Source organism: Tatumella sp. UBA2305, assembly GCF_002345795.1.
GTDB classification, from domain to species: domain Bacteria; phylum Pseudomonadota; class Gammaproteobacteria; order Enterobacterales; family Enterobacteriaceae; genus Tatumella; species Tatumella morbirosei.
In genome coordinates this window covers 132,901-156,974 of sequence record NZ_DDVT01000012.1, presented here as the reverse complement: position 1 = coordinate 156,974, position 24,074 = coordinate 132,901, and the positions used below count along the sequence as shown (strand labels likewise).

General features: G+C 49.8%; 22 protein-coding genes. 14 read left to right on the top strand and 8 right to left on the bottom strand.

The features are described from left to right. Window positions 1–205: 205 nt before the first annotated feature. Window positions 206–454, top strand: coding sequence for a hypothetical protein (locus B3Z23_RS05730; protein WP_294902844.1), 249 nt, complete (start codon window positions 206–208; stop codon window positions 452–454). A 78-nt stretch (window positions 455–532) separates the two neighbouring features. Here B3Z23_RS05730 and mepS read toward each other — a convergent pair whose 3' ends face one another. Further along, entirely contained in the window at window positions 533–1,108 is a 576-nt protein-coding gene (gene mepS / locus B3Z23_RS05725) for a bifunctional murein DD-endopeptidase/murein LD-carboxypeptidase (protein ID WP_294902842.1), read from the bottom strand. 736 nt (window positions 1,109–1,844) lie between these two features. Here mepS and B3Z23_RS05720 point away from each other — a divergent pair. Together B3Z23_RS05720 and tnpA are read left to right on the top strand one after the other, a co-directional pair. Then, on the top strand, window positions 1,845–3,407 hold the full coding sequence (locus B3Z23_RS05720; RefSeq protein WP_294902840.1) for an APC family permease: 1,563 nt from the start codon (window positions 1,845–1,847) through the stop codon (window positions 3,405–3,407). A 259-nt stretch (window positions 3,408–3,666) separates the two neighbouring features. Next, the gene (tnpA, locus tag B3Z23_RS05715; protein ID WP_294902871.1) at window positions 3,667–4,074 is read left to right on the top strand and encodes an IS200/IS605 family transposase; all 408 of its coding nucleotides are present in this window, start codon (window positions 3,667–3,669) and stop codon (window positions 4,072–4,074) included. A 119-nt stretch (window positions 4,075–4,193) separates the two neighbouring features. Here the strand turns inward: tnpA and B3Z23_RS05710 are convergent, their stop codons facing one another. Continuing rightward, window positions 4,194–4,892: a phosphatase PAP2 family protein gene (locus B3Z23_RS05710; RefSeq protein WP_294902838.1), complete on the bottom strand. Its 699-nt coding sequence runs from the start codon at window positions 4,890–4,892 to the stop codon at window positions 4,194–4,196. A gap of 375 nt (window positions 4,893–5,267) precedes the next feature. Continuing rightward, complete coding sequence (yeiP, locus tag B3Z23_RS05705; protein ID WP_294902836.1) at window positions 5,268–5,840, bottom strand: elongation factor P-like protein YeiP; 573 nt, start codon at window positions 5,838–5,840, stop codon at window positions 5,268–5,270. Between the two features lie 168 nt (window positions 5,841–6,008). On the opposite strand from yeiP, the gene B3Z23_RS05700 reads away from it, so the two are divergent. The 4 genes from B3Z23_RS05700 (at window position 6,009) to fruA (ending at window position 10,325) form a co-directional block, all read left to right on the top strand. Beyond that, entirely contained in the window at window positions 6,009–6,263 is a 255-nt protein-coding gene (locus B3Z23_RS05700; RefSeq protein WP_294902834.1) for a YkgJ family cysteine cluster protein, read from the top strand. 275 nt (window positions 6,264–6,538) lie between these two features. After that, window positions 6,539–7,672, top strand: a complete 1,134-nt coding sequence (gene fruB, locus B3Z23_RS05695; protein ID WP_294902832.1) for a fused PTS fructose transporter subunit IIA/HPr protein — start codon at window positions 6,539–6,541, stop codon at window positions 7,670–7,672. Continuing rightward, a complete protein-coding gene (gene fruK / locus B3Z23_RS05690; protein WP_294902830.1) occupies window positions 7,669–8,607 on the top strand; it encodes a 1-phosphofructokinase in 939 nt (312 codons plus the stop codon). The genes fruB and fruK overlap by 4 nt, the downstream gene beginning before the upstream one ends. Before the next feature lie 20 nt (window positions 8,608–8,627). Next, a complete protein-coding gene (gene fruA, locus B3Z23_RS05685; protein WP_294902869.1) occupies window positions 8,628–10,325 on the top strand; it encodes a PTS fructose transporter subunit IIBC in 1,698 nt (565 codons plus the stop codon). Window positions 10,326–10,374: 49 nt separating this feature from the next. Here the strand turns inward: fruA and nfo are convergent, their stop codons facing one another. Both nfo and B3Z23_RS05675 read right to left on the bottom strand, forming a co-directional pair. Further along, window positions 10,375–11,220: a deoxyribonuclease IV gene (gene nfo, locus B3Z23_RS05680; RefSeq protein ID WP_038021599.1), complete on the bottom strand. Its 846-nt coding sequence runs from the start codon at window positions 11,218–11,220 to the stop codon at window positions 10,375–10,377. Window positions 11,221–11,422: 202 nt separating this feature from the next. Next, window positions 11,423–12,481 carry a YeiH family protein gene (locus B3Z23_RS05675; protein WP_294902827.1) on the bottom strand — a complete coding sequence of 353 codons (1,059 nt, stop codon included), beginning with the start codon at window positions 12,479–12,481 and terminating at the stop codon, window positions 11,423–11,425. Between the two features lie 131 nt (window positions 12,482–12,612). Between B3Z23_RS05675 and yieE the strand changes: the two genes are divergently transcribed. Further along, window positions 12,613–13,479, top strand: coding sequence for a DNA-binding transcriptional regulator YeiE (gene yieE, locus B3Z23_RS05670; protein WP_294902825.1), 867 nt, complete (start codon window positions 12,613–12,615; stop codon window positions 13,477–13,479). Between the two features lie 171 nt (window positions 13,480–13,650). Then, complete coding sequence (locus B3Z23_RS05665) at window positions 13,651–15,126, top strand: amino acid permease (protein ID WP_294902823.1); 1,476 nt, start codon at window positions 13,651–13,653, stop codon at window positions 15,124–15,126. A 101-nt stretch (window positions 15,127–15,227) separates the two neighbouring features. Here the strand turns inward: B3Z23_RS05665 and fghA are convergent, their stop codons facing one another. Then, on the bottom strand, window positions 15,228–16,085 hold the full coding sequence (gene fghA / locus B3Z23_RS05660; protein ID WP_294902867.1) for an S-formylglutathione hydrolase: 858 nt from the start codon (window positions 16,083–16,085) through the stop codon (window positions 15,228–15,230). 92 nt (window positions 16,086–16,177) lie between these two features. Then, window positions 16,178–17,071, bottom strand: coding sequence for a putrescine utilization regulator PtrR (gene ptrR / locus B3Z23_RS05655; protein WP_294902821.1), 894 nt, complete (start codon window positions 17,069–17,071; stop codon window positions 16,178–16,180). Window positions 17,072–17,313: 242 nt separating this feature from the next. On the opposite strand from ptrR, the gene folE reads away from it, so the two are divergent. The 5 genes from folE to mglC all read left to right on the top strand — a co-directional run bounded on the left by folE (window position 17,314) and on the right by mglC (window position 23,232). Beyond that, window positions 17,314–17,979: a GTP cyclohydrolase I FolE gene (gene folE, locus B3Z23_RS05650; RefSeq protein ID WP_294902819.1), complete on the top strand. Its 666-nt coding sequence runs from the start codon at window positions 17,314–17,316 to the stop codon at window positions 17,977–17,979. Window positions 17,980–18,048: 69 nt separating this feature from the next. Next, on the top strand, window positions 18,049–19,179 hold the full coding sequence (yeiB, locus tag B3Z23_RS05645; RefSeq protein ID WP_294902817.1) for a DUF418 domain-containing protein YeiB: 1,131 nt from the start codon (window positions 18,049–18,051) through the stop codon (window positions 19,177–19,179). A gap of 440 nt (window positions 19,180–19,619) precedes the next feature. Continuing rightward, the gene (gene mglB, locus B3Z23_RS05640; RefSeq protein WP_294902815.1) at window positions 19,620–20,615 is read left to right on the top strand and encodes a galactose/glucose ABC transporter substrate-binding protein MglB; all 996 of its coding nucleotides are present in this window, start codon (window positions 19,620–19,622) and stop codon (window positions 20,613–20,615) included. A gap of 69 nt (window positions 20,616–20,684) precedes the next feature. Continuing rightward, window positions 20,685–22,202, top strand: a complete 1,518-nt coding sequence (gene mglA, locus B3Z23_RS05635) for a galactose/methyl galactoside ABC transporter ATP-binding protein MglA (protein WP_414716463.1) — start codon at window positions 20,685–20,687, stop codon at window positions 22,200–22,202. A 19-nt stretch (window positions 22,203–22,221) separates the two neighbouring features. After that, the gene (gene mglC / locus B3Z23_RS05630; protein ID WP_038021587.1) at window positions 22,222–23,232 is read left to right on the top strand and encodes a galactose/methyl galactoside ABC transporter permease MglC; all 1,011 of its coding nucleotides are present in this window, start codon (window positions 22,222–22,224) and stop codon (window positions 23,230–23,232) included. On the opposite strand, the gene sanA is transcribed toward mglC, so the two are convergent. Continuing rightward, entirely contained in the window at window positions 23,183–24,070 is an 888-nt protein-coding gene (gene sanA / locus B3Z23_RS05625; RefSeq protein WP_294902812.1) for an outer membrane permeability protein SanA, read from the bottom strand. The two genes, mglC and sanA, sit on opposite strands and share 50 nt — an antisense overlap. Between the last annotated feature and the right edge of the window lie 4 nt (window positions 24,071–24,074).

Below are 24,074 nucleotides of genomic sequence, written 5' to 3'. Positions count from 1 at the left end.
CGATTTTTCGGGGGGATTACCCTGTCCTTTTCAAAGTACAGGGCTTTTTGTTATTTATGTTTGTTATTAGTAATTAAAATGATAGAGGTGTGAACAGCATTTTTTCCGGTGTCAAAATAAACAACCAGGGCAGAGAAGCGTTGTCATATTGCGGTGAGATACGGCCACACTTACCACTATACCATTCATTTTTGGGGGAATACTTTTGGACAAACCGCCATTGCCAATCATCCATCGTTTACCCCATATTCACCGCTGGTCATCAGAGTCACCCGTAACCCTGATCATTCGTGAGGCAACTGAGGCTGCATCGGCTTTAGATGAAATTATCTTTGAATTGCTGGACGGGCAAGGGGAGAGCTGTCTGTTAGTCGCGAGTGCCGATGAGGCGAGTGTCAATTGCTGTCTGAAAAATAACGGTGTCGCGATTACCGAAAATTTCGCACGGCGCTAAACAGGTTCTGCAGAAATAAAAAAACGCTACTCATGGCAGCGTTTTTGTCTGGCTAAAGACTTTAAAGACTTAATGACATTAACTCTGAACGTTGTTACTTAAAACCCGTCTTGCTTCGCGATAGCGAGTTTTCCAGTAACTGTCATTAAGATTTGAAATCATTACCCCGCTGCTGGTTGATGCATGGACAAAGTTATTGTTGCCCAAATAAATCCCTACATGGCGACCGGTAGAACCTGCGCGGAACAAGACCAGATCACCCGGACGTAATTTATTACGTGCAATCTTAGAACCGGTATCCTGCTGACCTGAGGTCGAGCGCGGTAAGTCCAAACCAAACTGTTCGCGGAAGGTACGCTGTACAAACGCAGAACAGTCTATACCGCGTTTAGTATCACCACCCATCCGGTAACGTACACCTTTCCAGTCAGCGTACTGATCCATAATTTTGGTTTTAACATCCACATTACGGACCATCTGTGCAAATTCATCCTGAGACGCCTGAAGTAAAAAACCGCTTTGGTTTTTAACTTCATGCTTCTCTACTCTGGCCGTATTATTGCCAGGCGTACTACAGGCTGAAAGTAACGTTGCTAATGCAATTGCGGGCACAACCCGCCAGATATATCTCAGAGTCGGTTGAGATTTGACCATTATAGATAGTTTCCTTCAAAGTCCTTACGGCACAATGCCGCTAGCCAGATAACAGAACAGAAAGAGAAAAATCAGTGGGGATAATAAACATTATTCATTCAACTGCAGGCCAGATACAGCAACCCACGGGAAGATTAAGCGTTTATGTAAATGCAACCCCTGATATAAAAAGCAGATTACCGCATAAAATGACAACTGGCGAGAGCTTTTAAGCAATTTTTTGATATAGATTAATTCGAAAAATTCGCTAAATGACATTTTTCGTAATTTAACCGCTAAATCGGCCTTCAGCCTAGCCGGAATCTGGAGTGTTTTCCCGCCATAAAAATCACTTTTTTAGGTAAGAGTGTCAAAAAATAGTCGAAAATTCATGGGTGTATTCAGGATTACTTGTTCCGGTTATTCTCAGGGGGTTGCATTATCACGAAACGGGTAAATGTCTCAGAATGTAAAATTCGATAATATTTTCTGACTCAGGTCGCATCATGGTGCAATAAGCACTATAACAGCCCACAACAATGGGTCATTAAAGGTTTCTGCTGCAGGGGTTTCAGTCAGAAAAAATGGCTACCTGTAGTGGAGATATTGCAGTGTATTGTTCGGAAATTGACCATGCAGTCTTCTTAATTATATTTCTGGCATACAAAATGCTTTAGTTAATGAGGTGAGCTGAAAGAAAATAACTAAAGCATTGCTAACCAGACTTTATGTCGGGATACAACATTAAGAGGTATGTATGGCAAAGGGCGCATTTAAACAAAAATTAGGGCTGGTGGACCTGAGCCTGCTGGGGATAGGTTCAATGATTGGGTCAGGGTGGCTTTATGCCGCGCTGACCAGTTCAGGATATGCCGGCGCTCAGACAGGGTGGGCGTGGATCCTTGGGGCTATCATTGTATTACTGATCGGTCTGGTATTTGCCGAGCTTTCTGCGGCAATCCCACGGGCGGGCGGATTTGTCCGCTATCCAAATTTCTCACACGGTAATGTGGTAGGTTTTGTTATCGGTGTAAGTTCGTTGCTGGCTTATACCAGTACCGCGGGTGTAGAAGTGGAGGCAGTACGTCAGTATGCACAATACTGGTGGCCGGCAATCAGTAATCCCGACGGCAGTCCGACCGGACTGGGTTTTCTGGTACAAATTCTGCTTCTGGTAGGTTTTTTCCTGCTTAACTACTGGAGTGTGAGTGTCTTTGGTCGGGTAAATACCATTGTCACGACCTTTAAATTTATTGTGCCATTATTAACGATTGGTACGTTATTTATGTATTACCACGGGGCAAACCTCGATGTGCCCCCTCCCCCCCCCGGCGGAGCACACGGTATCTTCACCTCGCTGACCGGTGCCGGGATCGTCTTTGCCTATCTGGGATTCCGTCAGGCGGTAGACTTCGCCAGTGAAGCTAAAAATCCTCAGCGTAACGTTCCACTGTCGATTATGATCGCTATTGCTGTCAGCTTCGTTATCTATATCGCCTTACAATACGCTTTTATGGGAGCAGTGCCTTCTGAAGCATTAACTGCCCACGGTTGGGATGGACTGAAGCAAATCTTCCAGTCACCTTATGCCGATCTGGCTCGTAGTCTGGGGATTACCTGGCTTATCAACTTAATCCTGGTCGATGCTGTTATTTCTCCGGCAGGAACAGGGAATATTTATCTGGCGGGTGCCAGCCGGGTGTTATTTGCCTGGGCACGTAACGGACATTTATTTAAAGTTTTCGGTCAGGTGGATGCAAAATCAGGGGTACCTCGCGGAGCCTTGTGGTTGTCACTGATTCTGTCAATTGCCTGGACGTTACCGTCAGAATTCCAGGTATGGGGCGGTTTGATTGGCGCTGTGACATCGGCCACGGTGTTTACTTATATGCCCGGTCCTGTCACGCTCGGCGCGTTCCGTCGTCATCTGCCGGACATGGCACGCCCGTTCCGTCTACCGATCGCGGCAATTCTGAGTCCGCTGGCATTTGTGGCCAGTACGCTACTGATTTACTGGAGCGGCTGGTCAGTTAACGAATTACTGATTCCTATCCTGATCCTTGCCTGGCTGGGTTATGCCATCTTCGGTAAGAAAACAGTGACCTCGGCTCGTGACCTGAAATGTTCCTGGTGGCTGCTGGTCTATTATGTGCTGGTCTTGTTGGTGTCTTATCTGGGTACCTTTGGAGGTACCAATGCAATCAGCGCACCTATGGATATGATCCTGGTCGCGATTATTGCGCTGGCTTGTTATTACTGGGGTGTGATGACTAGTCTTCCGGTGCCGGAAATTGTTGACCATGAAGAACTGGCGGACTAACGGTTTATCACTGAGTTTACTGGCTGTTTATCGGTAATGAAAAGCGCCCGACAGGGCGCTTTTTTGTATCCAGAAAACCCCCGCCCAGGCTGGAGGTTTTGTGAAGCTTTCATCTTTGGGTCGTATATAAAAACCCCTTTTGATTTGTTAAAACACAATGCGATCTGGCAGCTGCAAAGGTTCCAGAGGAAATCAAAAGGGGGTCCCAATGAGGGACGAAAAGAGCTAAGCGCATACCCGATGGAACTGTAAATATCACATAGTTTTCGCACCTAAGTACCGAAGACAGGTCTTTTATGGAGAGCGGCGAAGGGCAATAGGGGGCATTTTAAGAAAGCTGTGTGAATGGAAAAATGTGAATATCCTGGAAGCAGAATGTTGTGCTGATCATATTCATATGCTTTTGGAGATCCCGCCGAAGATGAGTGTATCGGGCTTTATGGGGTATCTGAAGGGCAAAAGCAGTCTGATGCTGTATGAACAGTTCGGGGATTTGAAATTTAAGTATAGAAACAGAGAGTTCTGGTGCCGGGGATACTATGTAGACACGGTAGGCAAGAACACGACAAAGATACAGGAATATATAAAGCACCAGCTCGAAGCGGATAAAATGGGAGAGCAGTTGTCGATCCCATATCCGGGAAGCCCGTTTACGGGCCGTAAGTAATCCAAAATGCAAATGTCAGATTGCGACGCGCCTGTTAGGGCGCTGCTGGTAAGAGAGCCTTACAGGCGCATTTGAAAAACCTCCGGCTATGCCGGAGGATATTTATTTTACTAATAGAATTACTGGCGACGGCCTGGTAATTTCCTGTCGAGAAAATTCACCAGCCAGTCACTTCCTGATGTTAACAGCCACCAGCTCATCCCTACCAACACGACAGAAAGAGAGCCAACCGCAATATCGGTAAACCAGTGAGCACCGGCCATAACCCGTGGCAGTGCAAATACGAAGAAAATAATAGCGGCTTTAATAAAGGCGCGGCCACCAAAGTAGCGCCACATAAAACAGGCAAAAATCATCAGCATCATGCCATGATCGCCGGGAAAACTGTCTGATGAAGCATCTTTGGTCGGAATACCGGTGAGTTCACCCACGCGCTGAACATTTTTGAAGAATAATGTCGGGCTGGAATGAACCACAGGGATCTGATGCCCCAGTTGGTTCAAAACTACGGCGCTCAATAGCATAGTGACACCAATAGCCAGCATGCGATGGCGGCCTGCAATGGTATTTTTTTTCCAGTATGAGTAATACAGCAGGCCCATGGCGATGAGCGAGACCAGGTCAAATCCACGGAAATTAGTAATTGCTACAAATTTCGCGAACCACGGATGAGTCACCATACGGTTGTTAAAGTCGAAAAATATCGATTTATCAATGGCAAACCAAAAACCGTGGTGTTGTGGCAAAAACCACGAAAAGAACAGAGCAAAACCCAGAGCATTCAGCAACAGGATAGTCATCAGACGTGAAGTGCGCATTTTTTTAACTCGAATTGAAAAAATAACTTAGTAGATTATTACAGAAAAATTAAATGAATCTTCAACATTGTGAGATTATAACCGGAGAATTATCCTATACCGGCATCTCATTGCGGGAAGATAACTCCCGAAGCACGGCGATTATACCGGTTAATCAACAGAGGCATTGATCGAATCAGGTGATCGACTAATTAAAACTGTAACTGTATAACAACAGGGCGCAGAAAAGGAGTGGGCTTAAATATGGGAGCTTCCGGGCCATGAGTTTTGAATAGCGAAAAGTGGCCGGGAAAAAGTATTTACCGGTCCGAAGAACCGTTAAGCAGCCTTCCGCGGGATGGACAGGATGTCCGGCCCATCCCGGAATATAACAAATTAATCTGCTCTTCCCATATAACGACGTTCAGGAATGTGAATTTTGATTTTATCGCCATTGCTGAGGTACTCAGGAACCTGAATCACCAGCCCTGTGATCATTCCTGCCGGTTTGGTACGTGCACTGGCAGAGGCACCTTTAATACCCGGAGAAGTATCTGTGATTTCCATGTCTACCGTCTGGGGGAGTTCCAGAGCCAGAATTTGCCCGTCCATCGTCAGAACATGAATCCCCGGAATACCGTTTTCCGGGATAAAGAGCAGTTCTTCTTCGATCTGCTCTTTATTGAAGTGGTAAGGGGTATAGTCCTCATCATCCATAAACACATACTCTTCACCATCAATATAAGAGAAGGTGACAGCACGGCGGCTCAGGGAAATGGCATCTAGGATATCATCGCCTTTGAAGCGCTCTTCCACTTTCAAACCAGTACGGATATCGGTAAAGCGCATTTTGTACAGAGTTGCTGCGCCACGTGCACTAGGGCTCTGGACATCAATATCTTTCACCAACAGTAACTTTCCGTTCCAGGTCACTGCCATGCCACGTTTTATTTCATTCGCCTTTGGCATTGAATCTCTCTCTATGTAAGCAATACAGGTTTATGCGCGCAACGTTACCCGTGCAACCGGCGGCAGGCAATAGGGTAACAGAGAAATTATTTCATCGCGGCTGCCGGCACAAAGAATTAATGTTACTCTGACGGTTATTATCCTGCCTTGCCTGACCCGGAGTTCTGAGTGGAATGTCGTTCTCACTGTGGCGCTTGCTGTACTGCACCCTCCATCTCTTCAGCTATCCCGGGAATGCCCGCCGGTAAACCGGCAAATACTCCCTGCATACAGCTGGACGAAGCTTTACGCTGTCGAATTTTCGGCTCCCCCCTCCGCCCGAAAGTCTGTGCCAGTCTGCGGCCTTCAGCAGAGATGTGTGGTAATTCACGGCAACAAGCCCTGGTCTGGTTGCTGGATTTGGAACAGGCAACCACTCCCTGAACCGGTTTGCTGAAGCAATGCTGACACTCTCCCCCTGAATAATCGCTATCCGCAACACTTCAGCCCGGGGTCCGATTCACCGGTCAAAAAAATTATAAATTGTGCGTAGCCTCAAAATTTTGCGGCATAATTTCGCTTATTTGTTGCGGCTTAAATTTTTGCGGAGCACTATAACTGATACGTTTCAGCCTCATCCGGATCCCTGCGACTGTGCCATGGGATTTTTTTTATCACTGACAGCTGAAACGATTCATCAAAAGATAGCGAGGAGTCCTATGTTCCAGCTCGATGTTAAGGCGATACACACCGGCGCCAGCGCCAGTGATAAAACCGATGCTATTCGTCAGGTAGCTGCTGCGTTAGCGGCTGCCGGTAACGTGTCTGAAGCGTATGTCAGCGGTATGCTGGCGCGTGAGCAGCAAACTTCTACTTTCCTGGGCAACGGAATCGCGATCCCCCACGGAACAACAGACACGCGTGATCTGGTGCTGAATACCGGGGTTCAGGTATTTCAGTTTCCACAAGGTGTTAGTTGGGGGGATGAACAGCTGGCCTATGTGGTGATTGGCATTGCAGCGAAATCAGATGAACACCTGACTCTGTTACGTCAACTGACGCATGTATTAAGTGATGACAGTGTGGCTGAAACGCTGAAAACTGCGTCAGCAGAAGAGCTGCGAGCCATCCTGATGGGTGAGAAGCAGTCCGCTGAGTTTCGTTTTGATGCATCGATGATAGCCACCGGCGTTGCAGCGGAAGAACTGATGACTCTGCAGGCATTAAATGCGGGCAGGTTGAAATCAGCCGGCGCTGTGGATACATCCTTTGTCAGTCAGGTGATTTCCGAACGACCGTTGAATCTGGGGCAGGGGATCTGGCTGAATGATAGTGCCAGCGGAAATCTGTTCAGTGCCATTGCTGTCAGCCGACCGGCGACCGCCTTCACCACACCGGATAATGAGCCGGTAGCCATGCTTATCACCGTGGCGGCTGTTGATGATCAGCCACTGAGCGCACTGGGTTATTTGCATCAGTTACTGGTGAATAATAAGGCTGAACGGCTTTTGTCTGAAGATGCGGCCGGTATTCTGACACTGCTGACCAGTGAATATACCGAGGTCAGTGAGTCCGTCACCGCTGAGTTTGTGATCCGTAATGAACATGGGCTACATGCCAGACCCAGTACTGCGCTGGTCACCGTCATCAAGAGCTTTAACTGTGAAATCACCGTCACCAATCTGGATGGAAGTGGTAAGCCCGCCAATGGTCGTAGCCTGATGAAAGTTGTTGCCCTTGGCGTTAAAAAGGGTCACCGACTTCGTTTCACAGCCAGCGGCGAAGATGCAGCCGCGGCGATTGAAGCCATCAGACAGGCTATCGACAGCGGACTCGGGGAGGGCGCAGCATGAGCCGCCGGGTCGCAACAATTACGCTGAATCCTGCTTATGATTTAGTCGGCTTCACACCGGCTATCGAACGCGGAGAAGTGAATCTGGTAAAAACCGCGGGTCTGCATGCTGCGGGTAAAGGGATTAATGTGGCACGGGTCCTGAAAGATCTGGGGATCGATGTGACGGTGGGTGGATTTCTGGGCAAAGAAAATCAGGATGGTTTTCAGCAGCTGTTCAGCGAACTGGGTATTGCGAACCGTTTTCAGGTAGTGCAGGGGCGTACCCGGATTAACGTTAAACTCACCGAGCAGGACGGAGAAGTGACGGATTTTAACTTCTCCGGTTTTAATGTCACAGCCCAGGACTGGGAGCGTTTCAGCACCGACTCTCTGAGCTGGCTGGGACAGTTTGATATGGTCTGTGTGAGTGGCAGTCTGCCGGAAGGTGTAGAGCCCGCGGCATTCACTGAGTGGATGAAGGCACTCCGCCTGTTATGTCCATGCATCATCTTTGACAGCAGCCGCGCTGCGCTGGAAGCGGGACTGAAGGCTGCGCCCTGGCTGGTTAAACCTAACCGCCGTGAGCTTGAAATCTGGGCAGGCAAACCGCTGCCGACGTTGCCGGATGTGATAGCCAGTGCCCACCATTTACGCGAAGAAGGCATCGCCCATGTCGTGATTTCTCTGGGAGCAGAAGGTGCTTTATGGGTCAATGCCTCCGGAGAATGGCTGGCAAAACCACCGGCCTGTGAAGTGGTTAGCACTGTGGGGGCGGGAGATTCAATGGTGGGTGGGCTGATTTACGGGTTGCTGATGCGCGAGTCAAGTGAACATACCTTACGACTGGCAACCGCGGTGGCAGCTCTGGCGGTAAGTCAGAGTAATGTAGGCGTCGCTGACAGAACACAACTGGCAGCCATGATGGCACGTGTCGATTTACAACCCGTGCAATAACAGCAGAAGAGGAATAAATGATGAAAACGCTGCTGATAACTGATGCGTCACTGGGCAAAGCCAGTGCATTCATCGCCGGCAAAGCGGCACAGAGCGCTGCCGAAAAATGCGGACTGATATTCACAACTTCCCCGCAGGATGCTGAACTGGTGATTGTTGCCGGTGGAGCAGTGCCTTCAGACAATACACTATCAGGAAAAAAAATCTGGCGGGGTGAGTTACAGGCATTGCTGAATGATGCTGAAGCTTTTCTGAATCATGCGAAAGAACAGGCAGAATTTTGGCAGGCATCACAGGCGATAACCCCTGCCGTGGCTGATGCTGCTGCCAGCAATACCAGCGCAATACGCATTGTGGCTGTGACGGCCTGTCCGACCGGGGTCGCCCATACCTTTATGGCTGCTGAAGCCATTGAGGCCGAAGCGAAAAAACGTGGCTGGTGGTACAAAGTTGAGACCCGTGGATCCGTGGGTGCCGGCAATGCTATCACCCCGGAAGAAGTGGCTGCGGCGGATCTGGTGATTGTTGCTGCCGATATTGAGGTTGACCTGGCAAAATTTTCCGGAAAACCGATGTATCGTACCTCAACCAGTCTGGCCCTGAAAAAGACCGCTCAGGAATTTGATAAAGCACTGAGTGAAGCCAAAACATTCTCACCCGCGGGTAACAGCCAGGCGGCAGCGAACAGTGACAGCAATAAAGAAAAATCAGGGGCTTACCGCCACCTGCTGACCGGGGTTTCTTATATGTTACCTATGGTCGTCGCAGGCGGTTTATGTATCGCCTTATCCTTTGCCTTTGGCATTAACGCTTTTAAAGAGGCCGGGACTCTGCCCGCAGCCCTGATGCAAATCGGGGGGACCACTGCTTTTGCCCTGATGGTGCCAGTATTGGCAGGGTATATTGCTTTCTCGATTGCTGACCGCCCGGGGTTAACACCAGGACTGATTGGCGGGATGCTGGCGAGCAGCACCAATGCTGGTTTCCTTGGCGGAATTATCGCCGGTTTTATTGCCGGTTATGTCGCCAGATTTATTAGTACCCGGTTGAAATTGCCACAAAGTATGGAAGCTCTGAAGCCGATTTTGATCATTCCGTTGCTGGCCAGTCTGGTGACGGGTTTGTTGATGATCTATGTGGTGGGCAAACCCGTTGCTGCCATTATGGAATGGCTGACCCACTGGCTGGGTAACATGGGTACGACGAATGCCATTCTGCTGGGCGCGGTATTAGGCGGAATGATGTGTACTGATATGGGCGGGCCGGTTAACAAAGTGGCCTATGCCTTTGGGGTTGGGTTGTTAAGTACCAAAACCTATGGGCCGATGGCGGCGATTATGGCGGCAGGAATGGTCCCGCCGTTGGCGATGGGTCTGGCGACCTTACTGGCGCGTAGTAAGTTTACTAAAGGGCAGCAGGAAGGAGGCAAGGCCGCGTTGGTTCTGGGGCTATGCTTTATCTCTGAAGGTGCTATTCCGTTTGCTGCCCGTGACCCTATGCGGGTTATCCCATGCTGTCTGGTGGGCGGTGCGGTGACCGGAGCTATTTCGATGGCTATCGGTGCTCAACTGATGGCTCCTCATGGTGGGTTATTTGTGTTATTGATCCCCGGAGCCATTACGCCGGTACTGGGGTATTTGCTAGCTATCATTGTCGGTACTGTGCTGGCAGGTGTTGCCTATGCCATGCTGAAACGGCCGGAAACAGCCACTGCCTGACAGGCGCTGTGTGAAAAGGAAAAAGGGCGCCTGGCGCCCTTTTTTATACTCAGGCTGTCTGTTGTGCTTTCAGCCAGGCAATCTCGTCTTTCCAGATCTCCGGATCAACGGTCTCCAGAATTAAAGGGATGCCGTCAAAACGTGAGTCTTTCATTAACCAGCTAAAGACTGTTTCACCAATATTTCCCTGGCCCAGACTATGGTGCCGATCGACCCGGCTGCCAAATTCACTTTTGGCATCGTTGAGGTGCATGCCGCGTAGATAGTTAAAACCGACAATCCGTTCAAATTCACGGAATGTGGCTTCGCACTGTTCGACGCTGCGTAAATCATACCCTGCGGCAAAGGCATGGCAGGTATCAATACAGACACCCACCCGGCTTTTATCTTCGACATGATGAATAATCTCGGCCAGATGTTCGAAACGGAATCCGAGATTGCTACCCTGACCGGCAGTATTTTCAATAACTGCTGTTACACCCTGAGTCTGATCAAGGGCAATATTTATCGACTCCGCAATCAGCTTCAGACACTCTGATTCTGATATCTGTTGCAGGTGGCTGCCGGGGTGAAAGTTAAGCAGAGACAGGCCGAGCTGTTCAGCTCGTTGCATTTCATCAATAAACGCTAGCCGGGATTTCTCCAGGGCTTCATTCACCGGATGCCCGAGGTTAATCAGGTAGCTGTCGTGGGGTAAAATTTGTGCAGAGCTGAAATTGTATTTTTCACAGGCCTGGCGAAACGCGCTGATGGTCTCCTGCGTGAGTGCGGCGGCGCGCCATTGCCGTTGATTTTTGGTAAACAGAGCAAAAGCGGTTGCTTCCAATTCATGTGCACGCAGGACCGCATTCTCGACCCCGCCAGCAGCGCTGACATGCGCACCAATAAACTTCATAGCCGTTTCTCCTCAGTTTCGGGCTTCGTGACGATTTATAACACTATAATACCTGAGGAATTCATTCATAACATGCCATCAGAGCAGAATCCCGGGGGGTGCCGGACATGAACTGGCGTCTGACAACGCTATTTCCGGAAATTTAGACTGTAACGCCCCGTAACAGTCGTATGTTACGGGGCAGAGTGACGGGTTTAATTCGTTAGTTCATCAACCGCCATAACCCAAGATTGACCAGACCTCCACCGACAATCAGCCAGATAAACACCATTAAGCCCAGTAACAGTGGTTTCAGGCCGGCTTGTTTCAGTTGTCCTGCTTTGGTAGTCAGCCCCAGGGCGGCCATTGCCATCGCCAGCATCAGATTATCGGCCTGATGGATGACTGTCAGCAGGCGGTCAGGTAGCAGATGAAAAGAGTTAACACAGGCAACCAGGATAAAAATCAAAGCAAACCAGGGGAAAGTCACCTTGCCTTTCTCGCCTGCCTGGTAAGGTGAGCTTCTTCTCATCCACTGACCCAGTAGTAACAGGAAGGGGGCCAGCATCATTACCCGCAGCATCTTGGCAATTACCGCATTGTTTTCCGCATCAGTGCTGATGGAGTGGCCGGCAGCCACTACCTGCGCGACTTCATGAATAGTCGAACCGGTATATATACCAAACTGCGCGGCGCTCAGGCCCGGCAGCAGCGGGTGAACAATCTCCCAGATTAACGGGTAGATAAAGATAGCCGCTGTGCCAAAGATCACCACTGTCGCGACAGCAACCGACACATTTCCGGCATGAGCTTTTACCACCGGTCCGGTAGCCAGTACGGCGGCGGCACCACATATACTGCTGCCGGCACCAATCAACCAGACGGTTTGACGGTCCAGCTTCAGCCAGTAAATACCCGCTATACAGGTCAGAAAAAAAGTACTACTCAGCATAATGATATCGGTGAGCAAACCCTGATAACCAATATTACTGATTTGCTGGAAGGTCAGGTTGAAGCCGTAAAGGATAATCCCGCCACGTAACAGATAGTGTTTACTGAAGGTGATTCCGGCAGCACAGTGCTCAGTGAAAGATTCCGGCAGCAGATTGCCAATAATAATTCCTGCCAGGATAGCCAGCGTCAGGGCACCCAGCCCCAAACCGGATACCAGATGAAATTGTGACAGCAGGATAGTACCGGTAGCGATAGCCGTGGTCAGCAGAATTCCGCTCAGTTGTCGGAATCCGGTGTCAGGGAAAAATACAGGGTGTTGTGTGCTCATAGCCGTGCTCTCCTTGGGGGGACTGATGTCTATGGTGCAGCGATTTCCTTTAAAAGAGAAATCGATTATAATTTTATAACCAACCATTATAAGTGGTAAGTGAGATCAGCAACGGGCAGGAGAGAGGGACGATGCATATTACATTGCGGCAGTTGGATGTGTTCTGTGGGATAGTCAGATGGGGTTCTACCACCCAGGCAGCCCGACAACTGGCGCTGTCACAGTCAGCGGTCAGTGCTGCTCTGGCAGATCTGGAGAATCAGCTGGATGTACAACTGTTTGACCGGGCCGGAAAGCGGCTAATTGTTAACGAACACGGCCGGCTGTTATATCCGAAAGCAGTGTCATTGCTGGAACAGGCAAAAGAGGCGGAACAGTTATTCAGGGATGATGACGGGGCGATTCGTATTGGCGCCAGCAGTACTATCGGCAATTACCTGCTGCCGCAGATGATGGCAAATTATCGTCATGATTTTCCACAGGCTCCCCTGGAACTCACCGTAGGAAACAGCCTGGAGGTCATTCAGGCGGTCGCTGATTTTCGGGTGGATGTCGGGCTGATTGAAGGGCCATGTCACGTGGCTGGGATTGTTAGTGAGAACTGGCTGGAGGATGAGCTGGTCGTATTTGCCGCCCCCCGGTCAGAGATCTTCAGCCAGCCAGTGACCCTGCACAGTCTGGCCATGTCACCATGGATTTTGCGGGAGAGGGGGTCGGGGACCCGCGAGATTGTCGACTACCTGCTGTTATCCCATCTGCCAAATTTCAGTGTTGCGATGGAACTGGGAAATTCCGAAGCGATTAAGCACGCAGTCCGTCATGGGATGGGGACCAGTTGTTTGTCGCGGCGGGTGATTGCCGATCAGCTGGAGAATGGCACCCTGCGTCAGGTAGATATCCCCTTACCTTCACTGACGCGAACACTGTATCGCATTCATCATCAGCAGAAGCATTTATCCCGTTCACTGCTGCGGTTTCTGAGGTACTGCCATGAATAAATATCAGTGAAGAACCATAACCCGGGGCTGCTTCCGTGGCAGGCTCAGGCAGGTTTGCTAATAATTCCCGACGAATCATGAAGGTAACTAATAACACAAGTGGTAATGCTATACAGTGATGGCTTTGCTGGTACAATCGCGCCTCATTTTTATCCAGCATAGTGTTTACTGATGAATAATAATTCAAATACCACAGATAAGCCTGCCCTGAAGCGTGTACTAAAAGCCCGCCATCTGACGATGATTGCCATTGGCGGTTCAATAGGTACCGGTCTGTTTGTTGCCTCGGGTGCCAGTATTTCTCAGGCCGGTCCGGGCGGTGCGCTCCTCTCTTACGCGATTATCGGTTTGATGGTCTATTTTCTGATGACCAGTCTGGGTGAACTGGCGGCTTATATGCCGGTGTCCGGTTCATTTGCCACTTATGGTGCTAAATATGTCGAAGAGGGTTTCGGATTCGCGCTTGGCTGGAACTACTGGTACAACTGGGCGGTGACGATAGCCGTCGATCTGGTGGCCGCTCAACTGGTGATGGGCTACTGGTTGCCGGAAGTGCCTGGTTGGATATGGAGTTGCCTGTTCCTGGCAGTGATTTTTCTGCTGAATGTCATTTCGGTAAAAGGCTTTGGGGAAGCTGAGTATTGGTTTTCTCTGATTAAAGTCGTTACCGTGGTGATCTTCATTATTGTCGGCCTGCTGATGGTGACCGGGATTATGCGGGGTACCGACAGCGGGGGATGGCATAACTGGACGATTGGTGGCGCACCGTTTGCCGGTGGTTTTTCGGCCATGATTGGTGTGGCGATGATTGTCGGCTTCTCTTTCCAGGGCACAGAACTTATCGGCATTGCGGCGGGTGAATCGGAAAATCCGGGTAAAAACGTCCCACGGGCGGTTAGGCAGGTGTTCTGGCGTATCCTGCTGTTTTATGTCCTGGCGATCTTAATCATCAGTCTGTTACTTCCGTATACCGATCCCCGGTTGCTGCACAATGATGTGAAAGATATCAGTGTCAGCCCGTTTACCCTGGTGTTTCAGAATGCCGGTCTGTTGTCTGCCGCTGCGGTAATGAATGCCGTGATCCTGACTGCGGTGCTGTCTGCCGGTAACTCAGGGATGTACGCTTCGACCAGAATGCTGTTCACTCTGGCTCAGGAAGGGAAAGCCCCAAAAGTTTTCGCGCGTCTGACAGAGAATGGTGTGCCACGTAATGCGTTGATTGCCACCACCGTCGTTGCGGCATTGTGTTTCCTCTCCTCGAAGTTTGGAAATCAGACGGTGTATATGTGGTTGCTAAATACCTCAGGTATGACCGGCTTTATTGCCTGGCTGGGTATTGCGGTCAGCCACTATCGGTTCCGCCGTGGCTACATCGCCAACGGGCTGGATCTGTCCGCCTTGCCTTACCGTTCAGGGTTATTCCCTCTGGGGCCGGTGTTTGCTTTTGTCCTGTGCCTGTTAATTACCCTGGGGCAGAACTACCAGGCCTTTATGGCCGATACCATTGACTGGTATGGGGTGGCGGCAACCTACATTGGTATCCCGCTATTCCTGGTGATCTGGCTCGGATACAAGTGGACCCGTGGCACCCGGTTTGTACGATATCAGGACATGGAATTTCCGGCGGTCGAAAAAAATAATTACTGATTGTCTCGGACCACCCTGTTATGACAAAAACCCATGCTCAGCATGGGTTTTTATATGGGAAAACCGTCAGACTTCTGTCCGGAACGATTTTACTCAGAGGCTTATTCTTCCGGCAGACTGACCAGAAGATGACGGGCATGAAAACGCACGTGATCTTCAATCACGCTGGCGATAAAGAAATAACTGTGGTCATATCCCTGTTGCCAGCGCAGGGTAAAATCAAACTGTTGCTGGTGGGCAATCTCTTCCAGCACTCCCGGCTGCAACTGTTCAGGCAGAAAAGAATCTGCGCTGCCCTGGTCTATCAGAACAGGCAGGCGGTGTGCTGCCTGCTGCATCAGGACACTGGCATCATATTGATGCCAGTCTGCCGCATTTTCTCCAAGGTAGGCGGTGAATGCCTTCTGGCCCCAGGGCACCGAGCCCGGGTTAACAATCGGAGCGAAGGCAGAGACTGAAGTAAATCGTCCGGCTTCCCGTAATGCCAGCACCAGAGCGCCATGGCCCCCCATAGAGTGCCCCATGATGGCCTGTCGATCGCTGAAGGAGAAGTGTTCTGCCAGCAGAGCGGGCAGTTCGCTGGTCAGATAGTCATACATCCGGTAATGCTTATCCCAGGGGGCACGGGTTGCATTCAGATAAAACCCCGCCCCCTGGCCGAGATCGTACGCCGGGTCATCGGCCACATCCTCACCGCGCGGGCTGGTATCCGGCATAATCAGGGCAATACCGGCTTCTGCCGCCAGACGCTGGGCGCCGGATTTTACCGAAAAGTTCTCATCGGTACAGGTCAGGCCTGCCAGACACCAAATCAGGGGAACCGGCTGCTCACCGGCCTGAGGGGGCAGAAACACGCTGAATTTCATCGGGCATCCCAGTACCCCGGAGGTATGTTGCCAACGTTGCTGGCGACCGCCAAACATCAGATGTTCTTCACAGAGTGTCAGTTCAGACATGATAGCTCCTGTCATAGTTATCGAATGCAGATCTGCCCTTCACTGGCTGACAGTGCTGCGTATTGTAAGTGTAGTGCCCTTAAAGCGCTGTGACGTCAGGAGACTGAGATGTCGCCTGCTGCAGGCTGAGCGAAATATGTCAGCATGAGCTGTTTCATAGCATCGACATTTGGGGTGAATGCATCCCGCCGCCAAATCAGACAGGTGGATACCTTACCATATTGCGGGGGCAGGGCATGGGTTCGGATGCGGGTTCGGTCACTGATTTGTGCCAGAACCGAGGCCGGTGTAATCGCCAGCCCGGCACCGCCGGCAACACAGGCAATCATTGCATGATAAGAGTGGATTTCCATAATACTGCCAGGCTGAGCACCGCCGTCCCTGAACCAGTCCTCAAGTTTCATCCGGTAAGAACAACTGTTGCGGAAGGCAAAAAAAGTCTTACCCTGCACATCCTGAGGACAGGTGACGGTTTGGTGTTCGCTGCTGGTGATCAATACCAACTCTTCATCAAACGCGACACAACTTTCCAGTTCATCATAGCCTTCCGGGCTGTCGGCCAGTGCAGCTGCAACCGTACCTTCCCGGACATGATCGATAATCTCACCGGAAGTCCCGGTAATCAGTGACAAAGAGACGGCCGGATAGCGTTGGTGAAATGCCGAAAGTAGGCCTGGCAGCCGGGTCGCGGCCGTGCTTTCCATGGTGCCCAGCGCAAAATTACCGGCGGGTTCCCCCTGGCGGGTCATATTCAGTGCTTCTTCACTTAAGGCCAGGATTCGCCGGGCATAGCTGAGAAAATTATGCCCCATCGGTGACAGGCGAACCCGTTGCTTTTCACGGATCAACAGGTCAGCTCCCAGCTCTTCTTCCAGCTGTCTAAGCCGGGTGGTCAGATTGGAAGGCACCCGGTGCAGTAACTCAGCCGCACGGGCGACAGAACCGGTTTCGGCCACTGCACAAAACATCCGAAGCTGCACCAAATCCATAATGATTCTCTTTAGGTAATTCAGATAATGCGGGTCTTTCACCCGGATTGGGATTGTATGCGCTGTTACAGAGCCAGGCAACCGTGATATTTCCGCGGGGGACGGTGAAAAATTTTTTAGCAATGAACGATGATGATCATCGTAAGAGACTGGATAATCCGTGCCGACTGCTTCACAATATGCACTGTTTATGATGCTCCGTCCATGTAAGGGCAGAGAATTCACCTGCCGGAGAATAATGAATGTCCCCTTTTAGTCAGGAAGCGGTGCTGGTCCATGAAGCCCTGGTGGCACGCGGTCTTGAAACCCCGTTACGCAAACCTGCCCGTGAACTGGATGATCAGGCTCGTAAAACCCTTATCGCGGGTCATATGACCGAAATTATGCAACTGCTCAATCTGGATTTGCAGGATGATAGTCTGACTGAAACTCCGCATCGCATTGCCAAAATGTATGTCGATGAGATTTTTTCAGGGCTGGACTATGCTAATTTCCCGAAAATCACGGTCATCGAAAACAAGATGAAGGTCGATGAAATGGTGACAGTACGTGACATTTCTCTGACCAGTACCTGTGAACACCATTTTGTCACTATCGACGGCAAAGCCACCGTGGCGTATATCCCGAAAGATAAAGTGATTGGTTTATCTAAAATTAACCGCATCGTGCAGTTTTTTGCCCGCCGTCCTCAGGTTCAGGAACGTCTGACCCAACAGGTTCTGGTGGCACTGCAAACCTTGCTTGGCACCAATAATGTGGCTGTGTGTATTGATGCCGTTCATTACTGTGTGAAAGCGCGCGGTGTTCAGGATGCGACCAGTGCGACAACTACGACCTCACTGGGTGGGTTGTTCAAGTCGAGCCAGAATACCCGTCAGGAATTTTTACGCTCAGTCAGACATAACTGATTTTCCTGCCTGTGGAGACTGCTGAACTAACGACAGTCTCCTGTTTACTGATCCCCGTCAGGATACCTCATGCCGCGTTACCCTCAACTGGACTTTATTCGTGGTGTAGCCATCGCCGGAATTCTGTTGCTCAATATTGTCAGTTTTGCCCTGCCGTCAGCCGCGTATCTCAATCCCGCATGGTCGGGCAACATCAGCCTGCCTGACACCGTTAGTTGGGTGCTGACCGAAATCTTTGCCCGGCTGAAGTTTCTTAACCTGTTCGCCTTGTTGTTTGGTGCCGGTCTGGTGTTTCAGATACCCAAAGGAGGAGGATGGATCCAGTCACGGCTGGGATGGCTGATTGCTTTTGGGGTACTGCATGCTTTACTGCTGTGGGAAGGCGATATTCTGGTCGCCTGGGGGCTGGCGGGCATGCTGAGCTGGCGACTGATACGTGATGCCCGTTCAGCAGAACTACTATTGCGTACCGGGATGCTTCTGTATGCTTTTGGCTGTCTGATGTTACTGGTCTTTGGTCTGATTTCCAACGGGACGGGGGGCAGTGACTGGCTGCCTGGCCAGTCCGAAATTATCTATGAGCAGCAGATTAAGCTGCATGGCGGTATGCTGGCCTTTGATTACCGGCTTGATCATCTGGGCTCAATGCTGGTGTCTTTTTTTTGTCAGTACGGCTGGGAGTTATCGGGGCTGATGCTGGTGGGTGCGGCACTGGTGCACAATGGCTGGTTAATTGGCAAACGTAGTCAGGCTGACTATTTCCGTGACGCCAGACGGCTGCTGATCCCGGGACTGTTGCTGGAGTGTGCGGGCGCCCTGGCACAATGGCTGACCGGATGGTCATTCCGCTGGAGCGGTTTTTATCTGCAATTGCCAGGTGAAATTGCCAGTCCCCTGGTCAGTCTTGGCTACGCAGCACTGGTACTGGGCGGCTGGAAAAAAATATCCACGACCAGATTAAATACTGTGTTTTCTGCTATCGGTCGGTTGGCTCTGAGTAACTATCTGCTTCAGACACTGGTATGCACACTGATTTTTTCGGTCGGTGGTTTATTTATGCATTTTAGCCGCTGGCAACTGCTGATGATAGTACCCCTGATATGGCTGATTAACGGGATGTTTTCAGTTGGCTGGTTGCACTATTTCCGTCAGGGGCCAATGGAAAGATTGTGGCGCTGGCTGACACAAAAAACGGCCTGAGGTTGTGATTTACCCATCAAGTGTAATCGCTTCCATTCTTCTCCGTTGAAATCTGCGTTTCATTACTGCTTTAAGAGGCTTTCCTGTCCTGACAGAGGGGGGGGATTGTGACTGCGTGGCAAGCTGAATCGCCATGTATCCTGCTGTAATCCCCGTAAAATGTGTAGTGGATCACCCTTCATGATTCTGCCTGATGTAAACGGTTTCAATTTGTGACTAATTTCACATTAAGGCAACATCGCACCCCCTAGTATAAGCTCATTACCTGCATCAGTTGTCATGGCGCAGGGCTGTCAGCTATTACCTTATAAAACTGTACCGATATTTCACCCGGAATACAGGTAATAGACTGACCCTTTGGGCGGGGAACCGCAATATTTTTCAAGCCTTTAAGCATCGTCATTATTAATGATGCTGGCCTGTCGTTAACCGGAGTTGTTATGAAAACAAAGGTACTTGCTCTGACAGTATTAATGGCAGGAATGATGGCATCTTTTGCCAGTCATGCTGCTGACGCGCGTATTGGTGTGACGATTTATAAATATGACGATAATTTTATGTCAATGGTCCGCAAGGATATTGAGAAAGAAGCCAAAGCGGTCGGTGGTGTGCAGTTATTAATGAATGACTCGCAGAATGACCAGTCCAAACAGAATGACCAGATTGATGTATTAATGGCGAAAGGGGTTAAAGTGTTGGCAGTTAACCTTGTTGATCCGGCAGCCGCACCTACGGTGATTGATAAGGCCCGCAGTAATGATGTCCCCGTGGTGTTTTTTAACAAAGAACCAACGGCAAAAGCACTCGCCAGTTATGACAAGGCCTATTATGTAGGTACAGATTCTAAAGAGTCCGGCGTTATTCAGGGGCAGCTGATTGAAAAACACTGGAAGGCTAATCCTGGCTGGGATTTAAATAAAGACGGTGTATTACAGTATGTATTACTGAAGGGCGAACCGGGGCATCCTGATGCTGAAGCTCGTACCCGCTATGTTATCGAAACACTTAATAAAGACGGCGTAAAAACCCAACAGCTGGCGTTGGATACCGCTATGTGGGATACCGCGCAGGCGAAAGATAAGATGGATGCCTGGTTGTCTGGACCGAATGCCAACAAGATTGAAGTCGTTATCGCTAACAACGATGCGATGGCAATGGGGGCTGTTGAAGCCCTGAAGGCACACAATAAAGCGTCTGTTCCGGTGTTCGGCGTCGATGCATTACCTGAAGCCCTGGCACTGGTTAAATCGGGTCAGATGGAAGGAACGGTATTGAATGATGCGGAAAACCAGGCTAAAGCCGTAGTGGATATGTCTAAAAATCTGGCTGAGGGTAAACCTGCCACGGAAGGAACCGCATTTACTCTGAAAGATAAAATCGTCCGTGTCCCCTACGTAGCGGTTGACCGCGATAATTTATCTAAATTCGTAAAATAATCATCAGCAGGGCGCAGTCTCAGACTGCGCCCTTATTTTGTCTGTTGTCTGATAGCCGGAGATGAACTGGTGAGTGAACCCGATAATAACCATGGTGATTTTTTGCTGCAAATGCAGGACATCAGCAAAAGCTTCCCCGGCGTTAAAGCGCTTGACCATGTCAATTTAGATGTCCGGCCTTATTCTATCCATGCATTAATGGGCGAGAACGGTGCCGGAAAATCGACATTATTAAAATGTCTGTTTGGTATTTACAGCAAAGACAGCGGAAAAATATTATTCCGTGGCAAAGAAGTTAATTTTAAAAGCGCTAAAGAAGCCCTGGAAAATGGTGTTTCAATGGTACATCAGGAATTAAACCTGGTGACGCAGCGCAGCGTGATGGACAATATGTGGCTCGGCCGTTATCCGTTAAAAGGAATATTTGTCGACCAACATAAAATGTACCAGGACACGAAACAGATTTTTGATGAACTGGATATTAATATCGATCCACGGGATAAAGTCTCCACGTTATCTGTTTCTCAGATGCAGATGGTAGAAATCGCCAAAGCAGTCTCCTATGATGCACGGATCGTTATTATGGATGAACCCACTTCATCCCTGACAGAAAAAGAAGTTAATCATCTGTTTACTATTATCCGTAAGCTAAAAGATCGTGGCTGCGGAATTGTCTATATCTCTCACAAAATGGAAGAAATATTCCAGTTGTGTGACGACATTACGGTATTACGTGATGGCCAGTGGATTGCGACCCAACCACTGGCCGGGATGAATATGGAACAGATCATCGCCATGATGGTGGGGCGATCTCTGACTCAACGTTTTCCAGACAAACAAAATCATCCCGGCAATGTAATCCTCGAAGTGAGAAATCTGACTTCGCTGCGTCAGCCTTCGATCCGTGATATCTCCTTTGACCTGCATGAGGGGGAAATCCTCGGAATTGCCGGTTTGGTGGGCGCTAAGCGTACCGATATCGTGGAGACACTGTTCGGACTCCGGGAAAAATCGGGTGGCACAATCCGTTTGCATGGACGACCGATTAAAAATCACAGTGCTAATGAAGCCATTAATCATGGGTTCGCGCTGGTCACCGAAGAGCGGCGGACAACCGGCATCTATGCCTATCTGGATATTGGATTTAACTCGCTGATATCGAATATTAAAAAGTACAAAAACAGCCTTGGACTTCTGGATAACAGCCGGATGAAGAGTGATACGCAGTGGGTTATTGATGCGATGCGGGTAAAAACACCCGGCCATCATACCTCCATTGGTTCTCTCTCCGGGGGGAATCAACAAAAGGTCATCATTGGGAGGTGGCTGCTGACTCAGCCTGAGATTTTGATGCTGGATGAGCCCACCCGTGGCATTGATGTTGGCGCAAAGTTTGAAATTTACCAGCTCATTTCTGAGCTGGCTAAAAGAGGCAAGGGCATCATTATTATCTCTTCGGAGATGCCGGAGCTATTGGGGATCACTGACCGTATCCTGGTCATGAGCAATGGCAGGGTTGCAGGCATTGTCGATACAAAAACCGCGACACAGAACGAGATCATCCGTCTGGCATCGTTGCATCTTTAATGAAGTAAGGGCTGTGATAATGAAAGCAACCACTAAAAAAAATCTGCTGACATGGGTTAAGGAAGGGGGAATCTATATTGTCCTGCTGCTGTTGCTGGGCATTATCATTTTCCAGGACCCGACGTTTTTGAGCCTGATGAACCTCAGTAACATTCTGACTCAGTCTTCTGTCAGAATTATTATTGCTTTGGGGGTTGCGGGACTGATAGTCACTCAGGGAACTGACTTATCTGCCGGACGTCAGGTAGGGCTGGCGGCGGTGGTGGCTGCCACGCTGCTTCAGGCAATGGACAATGCCAATAAAGTCTTTCCCCATATGGCGGCATTACCCATTCCTTTGGTTATCCTGATCGTCTGTGCTATTGGCGCAGTCATAGGGTTAGTTAACGGAATTATCATCGCCTACCTCAAAGTCACCCCTTTTATTACTACGCTGGGAACCATGATTATCGTCTACGGAGTTAACTCTCTCTATTACGATTATGTGGGGGCATCACCCGTCGCCGGATTTGAGCATAATTTTTCACAGTTTGCTCAGGGCTTTATGCGATTTGGCGATTTCAAACTTTCCTATATCACTTTCTATGCGGTAGTGGCGATTGTCCTGGTATGGATCCTGTGGAATAAAACCCGTTTCGGAAAGAACATCTTTGCCATCGGTGGTAATCCTGAAGCGGCGAGAGTTTCAGGGGTCAATGTGCCGTTAAACCTGATACTGATTTATGCTTTATCCGGGGTATTTTATGCCTTCGGCGGTATGCTGGAAGCAGGACGAATTGGTAGTGCGACCAACAATCTGGGTTTTATGTACGAACTGGATGCGATTGCAGCTTGTGTCGTCGGAGGAGTCTCCTTCGCCGGAGGGGTCGGAACTGTCGCCGGGGTGGTGACTGGGGTAATTATCTTTACGGTGATCAACTATGGGCTGACTTACATCGGGGTCAATCCCTACTGGCAGTACATTATTAAAGGCGCAATCATTATTTTTGCGGTGGCACTGGATTCTCTGAAGTATTCCCGGAAGAAGTAGCAGAAATGGCCGGAGTTTCGGCCGGATCCTGCTTATCCGCGGCGGACGGTATCTGAGGGGTATCGTCCGCCGTTGATTTTTCTGTCGCTGCAGGCGGGTGGTCTTTATCATTCACCGTCACAGTTGCAGATTTACGGCTCAACTCATCCAATTGCTGAGGGGTAATTGCCGGATAACCCGGGCCATTTTCCGGGATTTCAGGCACTGCCGGAATAGGCACCAGTGGACCCAGGAAACGCGGCTCACTGCGGAAAATGTACAGGTCAGCCAGAGCAGCCAGCCGGGCTCCGACTTCGCGGATCCGGATACCCAGCATATTTTTTGGCGACGGAACGGCGTAGCACTGGGCCTGAATTCCCTGGTGCATCGCAATAAACAGCGCACGTTCGCAGTGAAAACGCTGGGTGATAATAATAAAATCGTTAGTATCAAATACCTTACGGGTGCGGATGATCGAATCCAGCGTACGGAAGCCGGCATAGTCCAGCACGATATCGGACGGGTCGACACCTTCCTTAATCAAATCTTTGCGCATGGTGCGGGGTTCATTATAACTTTGTAGCGCATTATCCCCGCTTAATAGCAGGTAATTCACCTTTCCGCTATTATAGGCATTCAGTGCGCCCTGAATACGATACAGATAATACTGATTCGGCTCACCTCCGCGGTAATACTTGGAGGTGCCGAGTACCACGCCCACTTCACGATGGGGTAAGTCACTGATGTTTTCGTAAATATAAGGCGCAGTTTTCCAGCTGATCCATCGATCAAGACCCAATGCAGTGATCCCTGCCAGCAGGATCAGGCAACAGATAATGGTTAAGATGCGTTTCAGCATGCGG

What these genes read in the sequence shown, in the direction of transcription:
- mepS (WP_294902842.1), bottom strand. Translation starts at nt 1,108, where the DNA reads ATGGTCAAATCTCAACCGACTCTGAGATATATCTGGCGGGTTGTGCCC.
- B3Z23_RS05720 (WP_294902840.1), top strand. Translation starts at nt 1,845, where the DNA reads ATGGCAAAGGGCGCATTTAAACAAAAATTAGGGCTGGTGGACCTGAGC.
- B3Z23_RS05710 (WP_294902838.1), bottom strand. Translation starts at nt 4,892, where the DNA reads ATGCGCACTTCACGTCTGATGACTATCCTGTTGCTGAATGCTCTGGGT.
- yeiP (WP_294902836.1), bottom strand. Translation starts at nt 5,840, where the DNA reads ATGCCAAAGGCGAATGAAATAAAACGTGGCATGGCAGTGACCTGGAAC.
- fruB (WP_294902832.1), top strand. Translation starts at nt 6,539, where the DNA reads ATGTTCCAGCTCGATGTTAAGGCGATACACACCGGCGCCAGCGCCAGT.
- fruK (WP_294902830.1), top strand. Translation starts at nt 7,669, where the DNA reads ATGAGCCGCCGGGTCGCAACAATTACGCTGAATCCTGCTTATGATTTA.
- fruA (WP_294902869.1), top strand. Translation starts at nt 8,628, where the DNA reads ATGAAAACGCTGCTGATAACTGATGCGTCACTGGGCAAAGCCAGTGCA.
- nfo (WP_038021599.1), bottom strand. Translation starts at nt 11,220, where the DNA reads ATGAAGTTTATTGGTGCGCATGTCAGCGCTGCTGGCGGGGTCGAGAAT.
- B3Z23_RS05675 (WP_294902827.1), bottom strand. Translation starts at nt 12,481, where the DNA reads ATGAGCACACAACACCCTGTATTTTTCCCTGACACCGGATTCCGACAA.
- yieE (WP_294902825.1), top strand. Translation starts at nt 12,613, where the DNA reads ATGCATATTACATTGCGGCAGTTGGATGTGTTCTGTGGGATAGTCAGA.
- B3Z23_RS05665 (WP_294902823.1), top strand. Translation starts at nt 13,651, where the DNA reads ATGAATAATAATTCAAATACCACAGATAAGCCTGCCCTGAAGCGTGTA.
- ptrR (WP_294902821.1), bottom strand. Translation starts at nt 17,071, where the DNA reads ATGGATTTGGTGCAGCTTCGGATGTTTTGTGCAGTGGCCGAAACCGGT.
- folE (WP_294902819.1), top strand. Translation starts at nt 17,314, where the DNA reads ATGTCCCCTTTTAGTCAGGAAGCGGTGCTGGTCCATGAAGCCCTGGTG.
- yeiB (WP_294902817.1), top strand. Translation starts at nt 18,049, where the DNA reads ATGCCGCGTTACCCTCAACTGGACTTTATTCGTGGTGTAGCCATCGCC.
- mglB (WP_294902815.1), top strand. Translation starts at nt 19,620, where the DNA reads ATGAAAACAAAGGTACTTGCTCTGACAGTATTAATGGCAGGAATGATG.
- mglC (WP_038021587.1), top strand. Translation starts at nt 22,222, where the DNA reads ATGAAAGCAACCACTAAAAAAAATCTGCTGACATGGGTTAAGGAAGGG.
- sanA (WP_294902812.1), bottom strand. Translation starts at nt 24,070, where the DNA reads ATGCTGAAACGCATCTTAACCATTATCTGTTGCCTGATCCTGCTGGCA.